At 61.9% G+C, this 15035-nt stretch carries 13 protein-coding genes and 2 pseudogenes; 12 read left to right on the top strand and 3 right to left on the bottom strand.

Annotated features, from left to right (window positions below; all coding sequences use genetic code 11):
• From AB0H22_RS23870 to AB0H22_RS23855, 4 genes and pseudogenes are all read left to right on the top strand, one after another.
• Positions 1-255, top strand: a pseudogene (locus AB0H22_RS23870) (hypothetical protein); the annotation flags it as partial.
• A 285-nt stretch (positions 256-540) separates the two neighbouring features.
• A complete protein-coding gene (locus AB0H22_RS23865) occupies positions 541-1611 on the top strand; it encodes a hypothetical protein (protein WP_358149591.1) in 1071 nt (356 codons plus the stop codon).
• A gap of 432 nt (positions 1612-2043) precedes the next feature.
• Positions 2044-3222, top strand: coding sequence for a hypothetical protein (locus AB0H22_RS23860; RefSeq protein WP_358149589.1), 1179 nt, complete (start codon positions 2044-2046; stop codon positions 3220-3222).
• Positions 3223-3764: 542 nt separating this feature from the next.
• Positions 3765-4553 carry a DUF5642 family protein gene (locus tag AB0H22_RS23855; RefSeq protein ID WP_358149587.1) on the top strand — a complete coding sequence of 263 codons (789 nt, stop codon included), beginning with the start codon at positions 3765-3767 and terminating at the stop codon, positions 4551-4553.
• 107 nt (positions 4554-4660) lie between these two features.
• Here AB0H22_RS23855 and AB0H22_RS23850 read toward each other — a convergent pair whose 3' ends face one another.
• Positions 4661-5146, bottom strand: coding sequence for a hypothetical protein (locus AB0H22_RS23850; protein ID WP_358149584.1), 486 nt, complete (start codon positions 5144-5146; stop codon positions 4661-4663).
• A 172-nt stretch (positions 5147-5318) separates the two neighbouring features.
• Here AB0H22_RS23850 and AB0H22_RS23845 point away from each other — a divergent pair, with 172 nt between their 5' ends.
• On the top strand, positions 5319-5486 hold the full coding sequence (locus tag AB0H22_RS23845; protein ID WP_358149582.1) for a transposase: 168 nt from the start codon (positions 5319-5321) through the stop codon (positions 5484-5486).
• A 460-nt stretch (positions 5487-5946) separates the two neighbouring features.
• Positions 5947-7218, top strand: coding sequence for a cytochrome P450 (locus AB0H22_RS23840; RefSeq protein WP_358149580.1), 1272 nt, complete (start codon positions 5947-5949; stop codon positions 7216-7218).
• A 231-nt stretch (positions 7219-7449) separates the two neighbouring features.
• Here AB0H22_RS23840 and AB0H22_RS23835 read toward each other — a convergent pair.
• Positions 7450-8469, bottom strand: a pseudogene (locus tag AB0H22_RS23835) (hypothetical protein); the annotation flags it as partial.
• 311 nt (positions 8470-8780) lie between these two features.
• Between AB0H22_RS23835 and AB0H22_RS23830 the strand changes: the two are divergent.
• The 4 genes from AB0H22_RS23830 to AB0H22_RS23815 all read left to right on the top strand — a co-directional run bounded on the left by AB0H22_RS23830 (position 8781) and on the right by AB0H22_RS23815 (position 12405).
• Entirely contained in the window at positions 8781-9461 is a 681-nt protein-coding gene (locus AB0H22_RS23830; RefSeq protein ID WP_358149578.1) for an SIMPL domain-containing protein, read from the top strand.
• A 301-nt stretch (positions 9462-9762) separates the two neighbouring features.
• The gene (locus AB0H22_RS23825) at positions 9763-10782 is read left to right on the top strand and encodes a hypothetical protein (protein ID WP_358149576.1); all 1020 of its coding nucleotides are present in this window, start codon (positions 9763-9765) and stop codon (positions 10780-10782) included.
• Positions 10783-10789: 7 nt separating this feature from the next.
• Positions 10790-11272, top strand: coding sequence for a hypothetical protein (locus AB0H22_RS23820; protein WP_358149573.1), 483 nt, complete (start codon positions 10790-10792; stop codon positions 11270-11272).
• Positions 11269-12405 carry a hypothetical protein gene (locus AB0H22_RS23815; protein WP_358149571.1) on the top strand — a complete coding sequence of 379 codons (1137 nt, stop codon included), beginning with the start codon at positions 11269-11271 and terminating at the stop codon, positions 12403-12405. Before AB0H22_RS23820 ends, AB0H22_RS23815 begins: the two co-directional genes overlap by 4 nt.
• Here the strand turns inward: AB0H22_RS23815 and AB0H22_RS23810 are convergent.
• Complete coding sequence (locus AB0H22_RS23810) at positions 12354-12767, bottom strand: helix-turn-helix transcriptional regulator (RefSeq protein WP_358149569.1); 414 nt, start codon at positions 12765-12767, stop codon at positions 12354-12356. The two genes, AB0H22_RS23815 and AB0H22_RS23810, sit on opposite strands and share 52 nt — an antisense overlap.
• Before the next feature lie 303 nt (positions 12768-13070).
• Between AB0H22_RS23810 and AB0H22_RS23805 the strand changes: the two genes are divergently transcribed.
• Both AB0H22_RS23805 and AB0H22_RS23800 read left to right on the top strand, forming a co-directional pair.
• A complete protein-coding gene (locus tag AB0H22_RS23805) occupies positions 13071-13730 on the top strand; it encodes an MspA family porin (RefSeq protein WP_358149567.1) in 660 nt (219 codons plus the stop codon).
• Complete coding sequence (locus AB0H22_RS23800) at positions 13730-15031, top strand: hypothetical protein (protein WP_358149564.1); 1302 nt, start codon at positions 13730-13732, stop codon at positions 15029-15031. The genes AB0H22_RS23805 and AB0H22_RS23800 overlap by 1 nt, the downstream gene beginning before the upstream one ends.
• Positions 15032-15035: the final 4 nt, after the last annotated feature.

The raw sequence follows: 15035 nt of genomic DNA, 5'->3' as shown, positions 1-15035 counted from the left end.
TGCCTCGATGCCGCACCGTCAGGCACCTCGATCGACGTCTGCAACAACACCTTGTTCGCGAACATGTCCACTAACTGCACCGCCGCATTCGGGCAGACCGGCGATCAATACGACACCTGCCTGCGCGCTGCCAGCGATGAGGTCGCCTGGGTCAAAGCCAACATGCTCACCGGAGCACTCTGCCAACCCGTGGGACCCAACGTCGATAGACGCCGGCTGCCCTCCAACGGCAACACCTACTGCGCAACGAACTAAAGGCGCACAATGAAGATCGCATCAAGCCAAACTCGCTGGCCTGCACAAGAGTCCACACGCAAGGTCCTTCGCCGAGCCTCCAGTACAGCTGCTGTTCTCGCTGTCCTTGCGGCCGCTATCGGCGTTCCGGTCATGGGCCCCGAACCCGATTCAGGCACCAGCCCCTTGTTGGCGACCGCGCGCGCCGACTGCCCACCAGACTGCGGCGGCGGACCCGGTAACGGAGGCACCCCCACCGGCCCTCCCGGAGGCGGAACCGAATTCGTACCGCCCTCCATACCCGCCATGCCGTCCTACGACCCCGGCCGCGGACAGCCACCCCTGGATCAGAACAACGGCGTCTCCATCTACAACAGCGCCGCACCCCAACCCAGCCAAGCCGCACAACCCAGCCAAGCCCCCACCCAAAACCAAGACGGCACCTACAACCGCGCCGCCAACGGCGAACAACAACCCATCAACCACAACGCACCCAACAACCAACAACTCAACAACAACTGGCAAAAACTCTCCGACCAACTCAACCAACAAAACCAACCAGGGCAAAACGGCCACGACACTGATCAGACGAACGAACAATCTGATCAGTGTCGTGGTCCGTATGATTGGGGCTCCAAGCTTCCGTTCAGCCATCTGCTGTCGCATGGGAGTGCGGGCGGGGAGCAGACTTTCGCTGATCCTAATGACGGCCCAAGCGTCCTCACTCCGCAGCAGCAAGAGTTCAACGATATGCTCGAAGAGGCGCAGAGGCTTATGTCCTTATCTCCCACTTTGGTGAATACTTGGAAAGAACTACAAAAGTATCCTAATACTACGGATGTAGCCGGGCTTATACCCAAGTGGGATTTTCAGGGAAATTTCAACCCCTACCAAACTGCTGCATCTTACGAATCTGGTCCGATGCCTGACGTCGATCTAACTCCAGGAAACGACGGATCCAAAAACTGGGTGATCAGAATCAGTCAGTGGTTGGTCGATACGGGTGATCCGGCCCAGATCGCACGATTCTTGATGCACGAGATATCAAACGCGAAGGACGATGCAGACGGAATACAAGACAGCCGGGGCGGCGAATATGTTGAAGCGCATGCGCATTTGCTAAAGATGCAGATGCAAGAAGAAGTGGCGCAGAATTGCGGCGGCCAAGATTTTGTACAAAATGACGATTTCGCAAAATTCACCCTAGATGAACTACGCAAAGCCCAAAAAATCGGCACACAAAACGCTTGGAGCGACGCGGTCACAAATGTCGGGAAGGAATGGGGGAAACAGCAGTTTTGTACCACAGCGGGGGGAGTGGCGGTAACGCTTTTTGATTACTACCACAACGATGGCGCCAGGCGCTGTGGGACGTAGTGTGCGGGCGTTGTAGCCGACTTTGAACCGAAGCGCCACAGTGTGTCAGTGAAACTGGACTCTGTTCCGCCCTGCCGACAACGGTTGAGAGCGGTGTCGCCGAATTGATGTCGGGTGGGGCGGTGGAGCGGCTTACTCTGTGAAAGACCGCGCATGTTGGTGATTCCGATCTGGCGAGCATCGGGAAAGATCTGTCTCCGCAAGGTGGCTGAACAAGTCACGTGGCGGCGATGTTCGGTGCCGACGGTAGGCGGTACCCAGGGCGTGACATGACACGAGAGCGACACATAACCGGGAATCAGCCGCGATAATCTGAACTCGCAGTGGCTGATCAGAGCACCGCGAAGGACCCAGGGTACGACCGAACCCATTGGTGCGACTGACTTAGGGGTGAGGACCATTGATACAGGCCATCTAGCTTGGGAGCACAGGGTGAAGTTTTTCTGGCTGGTGGCGGTGTTGGCGGCGGTATCGTTTGCCGCACCGGCTTGTTCTGATGCGTCAACGGGTGCACCGGCGGCCGATTCCACGAAGTCGGCTCCTTCTGGACCGCTCGACACCGGAACGTATCCGGTGACGCCCGGGCCCGCGCTGGGCGAGGCTGGGTCGGAGATAATTGGGCGGCGCATTGAGGCGCAACGGATGTCGAGCGCGGTGGTCGGCCCCTGGGAGGTCGACTCCGGTCTGAACCGCAAGGATATGCCGAACGCGGTGATGAAGGCCGAGGCACTGAGTGACGTCTTCGGTCAAGAGGCTGCACGGATCGCAATCGGCCACGGCTATGTGACGGGATTCGCAAATGCGCGGTCCACCAACGATTCTGCGATACCGCATGACAGACGTCTGAAGAATTTCGTCATGAGGTTTCCCGACGCTGATGCTGCCACAGCTGCCGCCCCGTTATTGGCGGCCGCGGACCGGTTTGGTCCCGGGCCCCTCGCCCCGATTGCCCTGCCAAGTCATCCGGACACACGCGCCATCGCAGGGGCGAGCGACAAGGGCAAGCAGGTGGTGGCGGCCTTCACCGGACACGGCCCATTTGTCTTGTACCAGTGGGGGGAAGCATCATCGGCGGACATCGCTGTACAGCTCGTGAGCGCAACGTTGGACAAGCAGCTTCCCGCGATCGACGCGTTCAAGCCCACCGATGTCGCGAAATTGGTGAACCTGCCCCGCGATCCGTCGGGATTGGTGGCACGCACCATCGGGCAGAAGGAACAGAAAAGCATCAACTCCGGCTACGCATACGACCGGCGTGGCTCGCTGAACTTCACGCTCGATCCGCTGGCGATGGCGGCGATCGAAGATGACGCCGGTGTTGAGTTGATGTCTGGTGGCGCGGCGACGGTTTTCCAAACCAAAGATGCCGCCGCGGCGGCACGCATGGTGACTGGATTGGTCCAGTTGGCAGCCAAGGGCCGCCCCGGGCAGGCCGGAGCCACACCCACTGACGCGGTGCCGAATCTGCCGGGTAGCCAATGCGTGGCCGACGAGAACAGCAACACCTGTTACGCGGCAGCAGGCCGCGACGTCATTGAGGCAGGACAACGCGACCTGCTGGACGCGCAGCAGCTGGCCGCAGCACAGTATCGGGTCTTACAAAGCAAATAGATGGCGCTGATCCCTGTTTGCCGCCGGGTTAGCGTGCGGAATTAACTATGACCGTGCTGCAAGCCGCGGCTGCGGCTGCCGGGATAGTTAGCTTGCCGGCGAGTGCGACCCGTACGCTGCTCGCATGGGGAGGTTCTCCCAGTGGCGCACCAGTATGGTGGCCGTTCCCTGGGCGATATCTACACATGTGGTGGAGCTAGTTGTATCGGCGGCGGGGCCGTCAGGACGCAGCTCGGTCTATGTCTGGGTGGGGGGATGCCGCAGAGTTCGTCCCAGGTCGTAATGGAACACCGGTACTGAATCGAAAGAACGGCGGGCAGGCCGGCGAAAACCCCCAATCCTAAACACCCATCCCGTTGGAATCGGAGTGGCCAGCCATATCGCGCACATGCCGGGGTCGCTGACCACCCCAGTGGGCCCACCGGCACCGAACGCCGCGGTTTCGCTGAACTGACAGCGATCGACCGGTTGGTCTATATAAGCCTCGACTCCATCGTGGCGATATCGATCGCCGCGGGCGCTACCTCACCAACATCGGCCTGATGGCCAACGTGTCGCTGGCCAAGCAGGTCGCCACACTCGCCGCCGCATCGGTAGTTGAGCATGCCGGTTTCGCCGGTAGTGCTCACGGTAGTGACCTCTGGTCTTGTTGTCCCGCGCAGCCTCTAGATGAATGGGAGATTTTGGTGCGATTGTGGTTGAAGGGCACTGCCGGGGTGCTCGCTGGTGTGACCATACTGGCAACACCAGCTGTGGCAGGAGCTGCTCCGGGCACCGATATCGCCAGGATCGAGCGGCTCAAGGATCAGCTTCCGGCGGGCTACGAGGCGCAGATCGTCTCCAAGACCACGATTGCTTCCGGCGCGTTCGACTCGGCCATCAAAGACGCCCTGGACAACGCTGAGGTCACGCCGCCCGAGTGTCAGCCGGCCGCCCATGGCGGTATTCCCACTATGGCGGGCAGCACCGTGGACATGGTGATTGCGGCCAGGGATGCCGATCAGATTGTGCTTGCCGCGGTCCAAACCCCAGCGCCGATGTCCACCCGTTCTTCGGACAATGGGTGCGAGGCGTTCACGATGTCGGTACCCGGGCAGTTCGAGGGCAGCGGTGAGTCGGTTGCGGCGCCCCAGATCAGTGGGGTGCGTACCCGCGGTGTCCACACGGTCATCCACATCACCAAGCCCGGCGGCGAACAAACCGAGGACATGACGATGTATGTGGCCCGGATCGATTCCACCCATGCGGTAACCGCAGTCGGCACCGCGGGAGTCGACAACGCAGCCTTGCAGCAACTATTCCGCACTGCAGTCGCCGCAGTAAAAGCCTAGAAAACAGGCAGCTGACGCACGGCGTGTACCGAGCCCGCACGGTGCATGTCCATCCGAGGTTCGAACTCCGGCCGCAGGAAATCTCCGCCCGAGCCGGGCATGGTTAGCTAGTGGTCTTCACGCTCGCCGGTGGCATGTTCCCGTAGTTCCCGCGCCCGGTGCACGCGCCGGATCTCGTGCACCGCTTTGGCGGAGCGGCCCAGCCGTGCCGCGGCCTGCTCCAGACTCAGCGCCGGATTCACCGCGACCGCCCGTTCGGCGTGCGTCCAACGCCGCCCATGTTTGGGAAGCTCGGGCACAGACACTTGGTCGCGTCGCAGCCGTTTGCGCGCTGCGTTCACCGCACGCACCGAGCGCCCGGTGATTACCGCCACCTGCCCCACCGTGAGCGACTCGTCCGCAGCCACCGCATACTCCGCAGCACTCCATTGATGCCCAGCGCTACCGGCCCGGCCATCACCAAACGCCCGCGCCACCGATCCCCACCGGGTCCGTTCGGCCGCCGCGATCTGCCGCTCACGGGCACGCTGCGCCGACACACACTCCTGACAACGGCACCCCGCCGCATACCCGGCAACCCCATGAACCGCCACAACAGGGCACCCTACTAACCCGGTCACCGACGTGTAACACCTTGCCCGCCAACTGGAACACGCGTCTAGATACCTGTGGCGTTGCGCTCCAGGGTAGGGGCCACCGGCGAACGCCGTCGCAGCGCGATGAGGTTCCCCTGAAAGCATGAAGGCATGCACCATGAGGAGTGTCATGTCAGAAACACGCAGGAAGTTCGATCCGGAGTTTCGCCAGGGAGCGGTCCGGATCGTGCGGGAGACCGGCAAACCGATTGCCGAAGTCGCCCGGGATCTTGATCTGAACCCTGGCGCGTTGGGCAATTGGGTGGACAAGGACCGCCAGGGCAGCCCGCGGCTTTAAGGCAAGTTCGAGGCGCGAACCTTCCTCGATGGTCGTCGAAGACTGAATACGGGCCTGAAGAAAGGGGCATGCCGTGCTGCCGCCCACGGCGGCGCGCGGTAGCAGCTAACGCCGACATGTTCCGGGCACCGAACTCGCACAAGCTATTCGGCGCAACGCGCCCTTGCAGCGTTAGCGACCCTATCGCTGCTCGCGGTCATCATCGAGTTCTGCGACGACGACCCACACCGCACACAGCCTGCATTGTTCGCCGGCGCCGAATGGCAGCGGCCGATCACGGTAGAACGCGTTTCAGTTTTATTTCAGGATAGGTGCGCCCGCCTCCTGCTCCTGTCGTATTTCTTTGCGTTGACCGTGTGCTTCAATGAGGATTGACAGTGTCTTAGCTCACTCAACTGTCACTAGATGCTCTAACCAGATCGTCCCTGAAAGACGCCCCGAAAGGCCATAGGAGTTCAACGTGGTGCACCCCAGCCTTCCCGCCGGTTTCGACTTCACCGACCCGGAGATCTATGCCCAGCGGCTTCCTATCGAGGAGTTCAAGGAGCTCCGGCATACGGCTCCGATTTGGTGGAACGAACAGCCCGACGGAGTCGGCGGCTTCAATGACGGCGGCTACTGGGTGATCTCCAAGCACAAGGACGTCAAGGAGGTATCTCTGCGCAGCGATACCTTTTCCAGCTGGGAAAATGGTGCGATTCCGCGGTTCAGCGACGATATGAAACGGGAGGACATCGAGGTCCAACGGTTCGTTATCTTGAACATGGACGCCCCGCACCACACCCGGCTGCGCAAGATCATCTCGCGCGGCTTCACCCCACGTGCCATCGGCCGGCTGCGCGATGAGCTCAACGAGCGCGCACAGACTATCGCCAAGGCCGCTGCGGCCCAGGGCACCGGCGACTTTGTTGAGCAGGTGTCGTGCGAATTGCCGCTGCAGGCCATCGCCGGCCTGCTGGGGATTCCGCAGGAAGATCGCGCAAAAGTCTTCAACTGGTCCAACGAGATGACCTCGTACGACGATCCCGCGTACGCGCATATCGACGCTAAACAGTCATCGTTCGAGGTGCTCTCCTATGCGATGGAGATGGCCAAGCAGAAGGCGCAGAACCCCGGCGAAGACATCGTGACCACGCTCATCAACGCCGAAGTCGACGGCGACAAACTCTCCGACGACGAGTTTGGCTTCTTCGTCATCGCGCTGGCGGTGGCAGGCAACGAGACCACCCGCAACTCGATCACCCAGGGCATGATGGCCTTCACCCAGTTCCCGCAGCAGTGGGAGCTCTACAAGAAGGAGCGCCCGGAGACCGCTGCCGATGAGATCGTCCGCTGGGCCACCCCCGTCACCTCCTTCCAGCGGACGGCGCTGGAGGACACCGAACTCGGAGGCGTGCAGATCAAGAAGGGCCAGCGCGTCGTCATGATGTACCGCAGCGCCAACTTCGACGAAGAGGTCTTCGAAGACCCGTTCAGCTTCAACATCATGCGTAACCCCAACCCGCACATGGGATTCGGCGGAAGCGGCGCGCACTACTGCATCGGCGCCAACCTAGCCCGCATGACCATCAACCTGATGTTCAACGCCATCGCCGACCACATGCCCGACCTGGTATCAGCCAGCGAGCCAGAACGGCTGCGCTCGGGCTGGCTCAACGCCATCAAGCACTGGCAGGTCGACTACACCGGCGCCAGCAGCTGCCCCGCCCTGCTTGCGCAGACCGAGGCGTAGTTCCTAGCTCGATGCGAATTTGCCTCAGTTCTGACCAGGCGGGTGTCGCGAATTGCCAGACGCCCAGCCGTCATTGCCAGCGCCCGTTGGCCTTTCCAGCCTACGCGCTCTGACTGCTCACGATTTCGGGTTTACTGGCCGGTCTACGACCGGCCGTTCCGCCCGGAATCGGGGAGGTCGCACGTCCGTTGTTCCCGCGAAGCGGAAGCATCGGCTGATCGGGGCAGATCACTAGGAGCAGGTCTCGAACCACCGGCGAAGCTCGTTCTGCAACGGGGACCCGGTATCGAACTCTGGCGAGCAGCCGCCGACGATGACGGTCAGCGTGTCCTTGCCATATGTCGCCTCGTACTTGACTCGATGCTGATACGCCTTGAGCAGCATCAGCTGGCTCAGTGCTGCGCGTCGCCAGGCGGTCTCACCGGTGCCCGGGAGCGTGACGGTAACCAATGACTTCTCGTCCTGAGTCCCTGAGTCCCTGATGAGGCTCATCTTCACCGGGGCAATGGCAGAAAGTGCTTCCCAGAGACCGACCTCGGTGTCGGTGGGTAATCCCCGCGAGGTACCGAGTTCCAGATTGCTCACGTTTGCCGGTTTCTGCCTACCGGTGGCGGTAGCGGTCCATGCTGCCTCGCGCAGGCCCGGGAAGTCGGTGGCGAGTCGACGGAAGAGGGACGAGAAGTCTTGTGCGCGGGCTTCTCTCGGCTTCCCATCGGTCGATGGGGCTAGCGTCACCGTGATCTGTTTGTGAGACTGCCCCTTCACGTGACTGGTATTCACCTGGATGTCGTTTCCATAATGCCCCCGGATGAGCGCCCGCCATTCTTGCCAGTCGGGCACGGGTTCGGCACTTTGCATGTCGGTAGTCGCGGAGATTCCACCGCAGTGACGATCCGGCGCAGCGACTGTGGACGGGCAGTCGTTGATGGTCAACCGGACGTTGAAATGTGCGTGGCCGGCCCCGGAGGTCTTCGCTTGACGAGTGAAGACCTCCCAGATTGCAGTGAGCTGTTCTGGCGTGATGCCAGGCCGCACGTTGGCATCCAGATACACCGTGAATGTGTCATACCAGTCGATTGAGAAGTTGTGAGTAGTGTTCTCCACACCGGGTAGGCCGTTGATCGCTTGTGCGATCGAACGGGACGGGTCGGTTTGACCCGCCACACATCCGCCCGCAGCCAGCAGGGATGAACCCGTCAGGATCCCCACCGCGACCAGCAAATCTGTACGGAGCACCTTCCAAGTATGACGGGCACGCCCAGAAGATGTGGTCCAGAGGCCAGCGAAGAGCAGTTTGCCCTGCCAGCGCCAGAGGTCAACACCAGCGATGACCACATCGTGTGCCTGGCCGCACACCTCGCGAAAATATGCCTTGCTGCGCCTAACGGCCCAGTATGAGCGGGGCCCGCTGGTGAGTAGCGGACGTTACACGGCCAACTAGCAGGTGTTCGTGTTTTCCTTCATTCGCTGCCAGATTTCTGTGCGCAGATCGCCTATCCCCGGGCTGATCGCAGGGCCGTGAATCCCCGCTGGAGGCTGCGGGGAAGTTTACGGTGGGCGGCATGGCGACTGAAATTACTGTGCGGGGATCATTTTCGATGTTCCAACGCCCCGAGCGGGGGACCGTTCACGCGACGATTACGTATGAGGACTCACAGATGGAGCCGGTCTATCAGCGGCTCGTTGGTGACCTGGACACGGTGAAGGCGTCGATCATGACCTTGCATGATCCAGATCAAGGCCCGGTCACGTGGTGGTCCGCCGAGCAGTTGCGGACCTGGTCGACGCGGCCGTGGAACAAAGATGGCAAGCAAAAGCCGCTTGTGCATCACGCAGCCGTTGCCGTGGAGGTGAAATTCCGCGACTTCGCTGCGCTATCGCGGTGGGTTGGCCACCGCACCGTATCAATTGAGGGGTTCCGGGTGACACGGGTGGAATGGGCGCTGACAGTGAAACGCAAAGACGAGTTGCTCCACGAAGTCCGCACGCGTGCCGTCCAAGATGCGGTAACACGCGCCCAGCAATACGCCGACGCTCTGGGGTTAGGCACGGTGAGCCCGGACTCGATTGCTGATGCCGGAATGCTCATTGCCGGGCTGTCTCCCGCGGGCGAGGCTTCCGCGGGGTCTATGCGGCCCCGATCTGGCGCAGTCGACGCAGAACAGCTGGAATTGATCCCCAACGATATCGAAGTGAAAGCCGTGGTCGATGCGCGGTTCGCCGCCGAGAGAACCCCGGCATGACAATCGTCAGGCCAACACAGTCTGGGGAGTCCTCAGGCGCTGAAGGCGACGGTGCTCCGTGTACCCCGACGTATCGTTCCAGTTGAATTGCTTGCCGATGCCACGCTGAGATCTGGGCGAGTTCGACACGGCTGGGGCCCCGCGGCTGGCATTCCTGAACCTTGACCGAATCGCTCCTGGGATGGTGAGAATGGTCCGGTAGGGCTCGACGACGGGAGTCGCGGTGGGACGAGGTACGAATCATCTGAGCGTGGCCCAGTTTGATCTGCTGCGGTGGGTCGCTGACGGGTGCAAAGACGGTGTGTACGAAGGCGGCTCGCATCGCGTTTCGGCGCGTGCGCTCCATAACCGCGGCTTCCTTCAGGTCTCAGGCAGCGGCACGACGTGGGCCGTCCAGATCACCCCGGACGGCACCCGACGCCTGCAACAAGAAGCCAAACACATTGAAACAGAACAAGAACGCGCTAGACGAGAGGAACAAGCCCGGGCCGAGCGCGAACGTGAGAGACAGCAACTGCGTGACCGGGCGATGAAATTGCTGCACGATGTTGTCGCGGCAGGCGGACGACTCGACCTCGGTCCCGGCGCCGATGCCAATGACGTTCGGGCGATCCAGAACGTTCTTGCTCAGTCAGGCTGTCTGCCAGAGGGACAACGCTTGGCCCAGGAGCCCACACGCATGGATCCGGTCCTTGGAGTGACGGTTTATCTAGAGCCAGATTTCGAGACAGTGACCGCGGTGCGCTCGTTTGGCGTTCCCCGCCAGCTCCGAGACCCGCACTCTGCTGTTGTGGAGTTCCAGAACAAGAAGGCGTTGGTGTCCAAGGCTGAGATGGGTCGTGCTGTGCGCTTCCTGCAAGCCTTGATATCGGCAGTGACCGAGGTTGGCTGGAAGATACCGTCGAATCCGGGCAACAGGGCTAGGAGTCGAGGCGAGCACATCCACGATCTTTGGCTCCGGCTTCCCTCGCGCGAACTCGTGGTCACCATCCGCGAGCTGACTCAAAGCGGTCGCCAGGTGCAGGCATACACCATCGAGACCGACTACTACCTGCGTAATGAGCGCACGATCGTGAACAAGCATTTCCAACCGTCGGGAGATTTGGCAGTCACGATCGAGAAAGCCTGGGACAAAGAAACCGTTCTGTCCCTACAGGACACCGCCGGTAGCGTAGGTGGCTCGGCAACTGGTCCCGTCCGCTATCTACAGGGCATTTTGGGTGTTCGGGTTGTTCGCGGTACCGACTGGCGGCTAATTTATGGAAATGTCGGGTTGGTTGGGTCGGCGACGCCGCACGGGTCAGCCCTGGGCAAACGATGAGCGGTTGGTGGTTGTTGCTGCGGTGGAAGGGGTGTTGGCGGCGGCTCAGGTGTCGGATTGTTCGGTGAGTTCGGTGACACGGGCGTGGGTGCGGGCGCAGGGCCGGGAGTTGGTGATCCAGGATGTGGTGTTGCCTGCGGGGGTGTTCGGGCGGTGGCTGTCGTTGCCGGATCGGGATGTTGTGCAGGTGGGTGTGGGTGTGGTGGGCCGGGATCGCACGATTGCTCATGAGTTGGGTCATATGGTGCTGGGGCATCGGGGCCGCCCGGTGACCGAGTATGTGGAGGGGCTGGTGCAGGCGGCCTCTTCGGACTTGATCGCGCATATGTTGCAGCGGGCATGCTGTGATGACAATCAGGGGATGCCGGGGGTGTGGCAGCGGGACGAGTTGGCGGCCGAATGGTTTGCGGGATTGTTGACGCGCCGCGTGGAGGCCACATACCGGGGTGGGGCTCGTTGGGGTTATGACCTCGATGACGCGTTGGGATGATCAGCTTTCCGACGTGGGACTATCTGCCCCCTGGGTGGGGTTTTGTTCCGGCGGCCAATGTCGCGGTGTTGGTGTGCCTGACTCCGCTGATGGTGTACCGGGTGTGGCGTTGGTGGCATCGCCGCTCGTCCCCGGCGGCGGCTGCCACGGCGCTGACGGTGGCGATGTTGTGGTTGCAGATGGCACTGGCCTGGGGTTGGGACATGCTGCCGCCGGTGGTGAAAGCTGTTGAGATATCCGGGGGTCCGGGGGTCATGCTGCTCTCGGTGCTGCAGCTGATCGTGATGAGCTTGCGCGGCACCTCGAGGGCTAGGTTCGGTCGTGACGCGTGGACTGTGGCGGCAGCGGCGGCGTGTGTGCTTGCGGTCATGACGGTTGTGGTGGTGATGGGCGGGGCCACCTCGGTGGACTTGCGCCCGTACCGGTTCAATCTGTCCCCTGAGCTGACCAATCCCGGGTTAGCGGCGGCGACGGTTATCGCCAATATCTATATGGCGGCGATATTGGTGCAGATGGTGCGGCTAGGGGTCCGCCGCGCAAATAACACCCCTGCGGGGTGGGGTCTGGGGCTTTTGGCTACTGCTGCCGCGGCGTGCTTGGTGTCGGTGGTCCACGGCGGAATCCTGAATCACACCGGTGTGGTGGTGGCTCCGCACAGTATGTGGCTTACCGTGGTGCCCTCGGGTGTGTGCGCGATATGTGTGCTGGCCGGGCTCACCACGCCGCCGCTGATGCTGTATTGGCAGGCCCGGCGAAAGCTGTTCTTGCTCAACCAGATCCGCCAACACTTGATCACCGTGTTTCCCGCCCTGGATGCCCCGCTTGCTCCCGGGGCTAGCCGCACCGATGTGGTTCATGAGTGGTGCAGCCAGATTCAGGACGGGCTGACCCTGACCGCACAGCAATACCACACGCCACTGCAGGGCGATGAGCCGTCGGCGGTGTTGAGTGAGCGGGCCGACGCGGTGGCCCGCTGGCTAACAGGTGTTGTGGAACCAAACCTGAACTGTCAGTGGCTGACTACACCAGAAGCGGTGACTGGTCAGGATTGGATGTTGGCAGTCGCCGCGGCGTATCGGCGCTACGCCTCGGGTGCAGGTTTGTCTGGTAGTCCTTCGGCGGTGCGTAGGTGATTAACCATGTCGGCGATGACTTGGCGGGCGCCTTCGGAGAGGCCGTAGCTGCGTTCGGCGATCTCACGGACTTTTGAATCACGCAGCTGCACAATCAGATCCAGGTCTTGGTCGATTTTTTTGGCGTAGGTGGCGTCGTAGAAGTAGGCGGGGCTGACCTTGAAGAATGCCGCTAGTGCGGTGACGATTTCGGGTTTGGGGTTGGTGCGGGTGCCGTTGCGCAGGTGCGAGAGGTAGGGCACTGAGATCTTGACGTCGTGTTCGGCGATCCCGGCCACCACCTCGCCAAGGGTGTATGTGCCGCGGCCAGCCGGGTGCACGGTCTCCATCAGGTGAGCTAGCCGCTCGGAAAACTGTGCCACAAACCTTGCCTTTGCGTATCTGCCTGCGTAACGGTCTTGTCCCCACAGTGTCTGTTCTTTACGCAGACTACCGCACACACCTCCCCGCATGTCTCACGGGCATAACTTGACAGTTAAGTTTTACTAACAGTACAGTCCCCGTAACTTGTCAGGACAAGTTGGGTGCAGTGGTGATCGCCGCGAGCCAGTTTCCTTCCGCGAGAGGGCCTGTTAGACATGCAGATAAGTTCACGCCGCCCGTTTCGGCCCGCCATAGGTGGGTCAACATTTGGTGTTGCTCTCGGTGCTACGGCGGCGCTGCTTATGGCGGGTCTGGCTAGCGCTGATCCGCAGGTGATGCCCGATCAGCAGCAGCAGTTTGTGACCGATGACGGCTGGACGGTCGGGTTGACGATGACCAATGAGGTGATTGATCACATCGACAACATCGCCGGGGCTTCCAACTCGTGGCAAGCACGCGTGTCGTACCGGGCCGAGGCCACCATCTCGGGCGCTGGTTCGGCGGTCATTCAGGACGCGCAGCTAGAAACCGGATATTTCGTGGGCTGCCGCACCGATTCGTCCTCGGGTGTGGAACTCGGCGGCGACTTAGGTCTGACACTTAGCCAGCAGGTCAACGGGCAGGCCTATGGCGGCGCGTATGGCGGTGGCAATGGCGGCGCTGGGGGTGGCGGTGGTCAGGGTGGCGGCTTTGGTGGTGGTTCGGTGGGCGCATCGGCCGGCGCTCAGGAACATATCGGCGGATACATGCGTGTCGTGTTGAAGCCCGGCGGGTTGGCGCAGTTGCCGATGGACCGCATCAACTTCCGCAACATGCACGCCGTCTCCCAAGTACGTAACCAAAACGTGGAGGCCGACGGGTGCGGTGGCCAGGTGAAGATCCAGTCGTTCGCGACGTTCCGGATCCGCACCGAAAACGGCAACGACACCCAAACCGTCTACGGCGAACCGAAAGACCTCTAATGACAACACATCCCCGAACCCCTGCTCCGTTCTCTACGGCCGCAGTCAAATACCTGCTAGTGCTCGTCGCATTGTTCGGACTGGCGCTGGCTCCAGCACTGCGCACCACGGTGTTCACACCCGCCGCCTCCGCGGACCCGAGCGCACCGACTCCGCCGCCGTTGCCGGCGCCGCGGGAAATGCCCCAAGACGCGCCGCGTATCAACAACATTGGCGGCGCCAAAGTCTCCTCAAGCGCCCCGCAAGGGGAGGGCAACGGCATGGGGCAACCACTGGCGGCCGCACGCGAGCTGTCGAATTTCACGGTGCCGATGTTCGCCAAGGACGGCATCTTCTTCCCCACCACCTGGGCCGGCAAGAACATCGCCATCCACCTACCCGGCGAGATGACGCTGCAGGCCGCAGCCTGGTCTGGCGACGGTGGCGCCACCTACGCCTCCAATGATGTGGATTACCAGGTGGTCCCGTTCTCCGGCGGCGGCGGCGACATCATCATCCGCCGCAAAACCATCTTCTCGCCCTCGGATATGGCCGTCGGTGTGAAGATCCCCGAAGGCACCCATCTACGCCAGGACACCAACGTCGTCTTGGTGGAATCTGACGCACACCCCGGCGCCCCATCACGGGTAATCGGCACCTTCTCCATCCCAGTGGCCCGCGACACCAATCGCGCCGCGATCGACGTGACTCCGGGTATCGGGCCGGGCTTCCCGAAACAGACCAACATCCTGATCAACCTGGGCCAGGCCAACATTTTCGCCTTCCCCATCGAGATCACGCTGTCCTACCGGGCCTCCAACACCCCCACCTCCGGTGCGCTGACCGCCGACTGGGATGGTATGCCCAACGGAGTCAACGCACCCCAAGTCATCACTGTCCCAGCCGATTACGTGACTGACATTGATGGCAAGTACCGGCCCGCCGGTGTTGACCCCGTGCTGTATGCCGAACGGCATTCAGGTATGTGCCCGGGCGGACCCAGCCAATACCGCTCACCCGACGGGCGCACCGCGGACTTCGCACCCGCGTGCATGCGCCAACAAATGTGCCTCGACGCCGCACCCCAGGGCACCTCGGTCGACGTCTGCAACAACACCCTGTTCGCCAACATGTCCACCAACTGCACCGCCGCATTCGGGCAGACCGGCGATCAATACGACACCTGCCTACGCACCGCCAGCGATGAAGTGGCCTGGGTCAAAGCCAACATGCTCACCGGACCCCTATGCCAGCCCATCACACCAGCCACCGATAGCCGCAGATTGCCCTCTAACGGCAACACCTACTGCGGCACGAACTAAGGGT

This window comes from Mycobacterium sp. NPDC050853 (genome assembly GCF_040653875.1).
Taxonomy (GTDB): Bacteria; Actinomycetota; Actinomycetes; order Mycobacteriales; family Mycobacteriaceae; genus Mycobacterium.
This window is presented reverse-complemented; position numbering and strand designations above follow the sequence as displayed.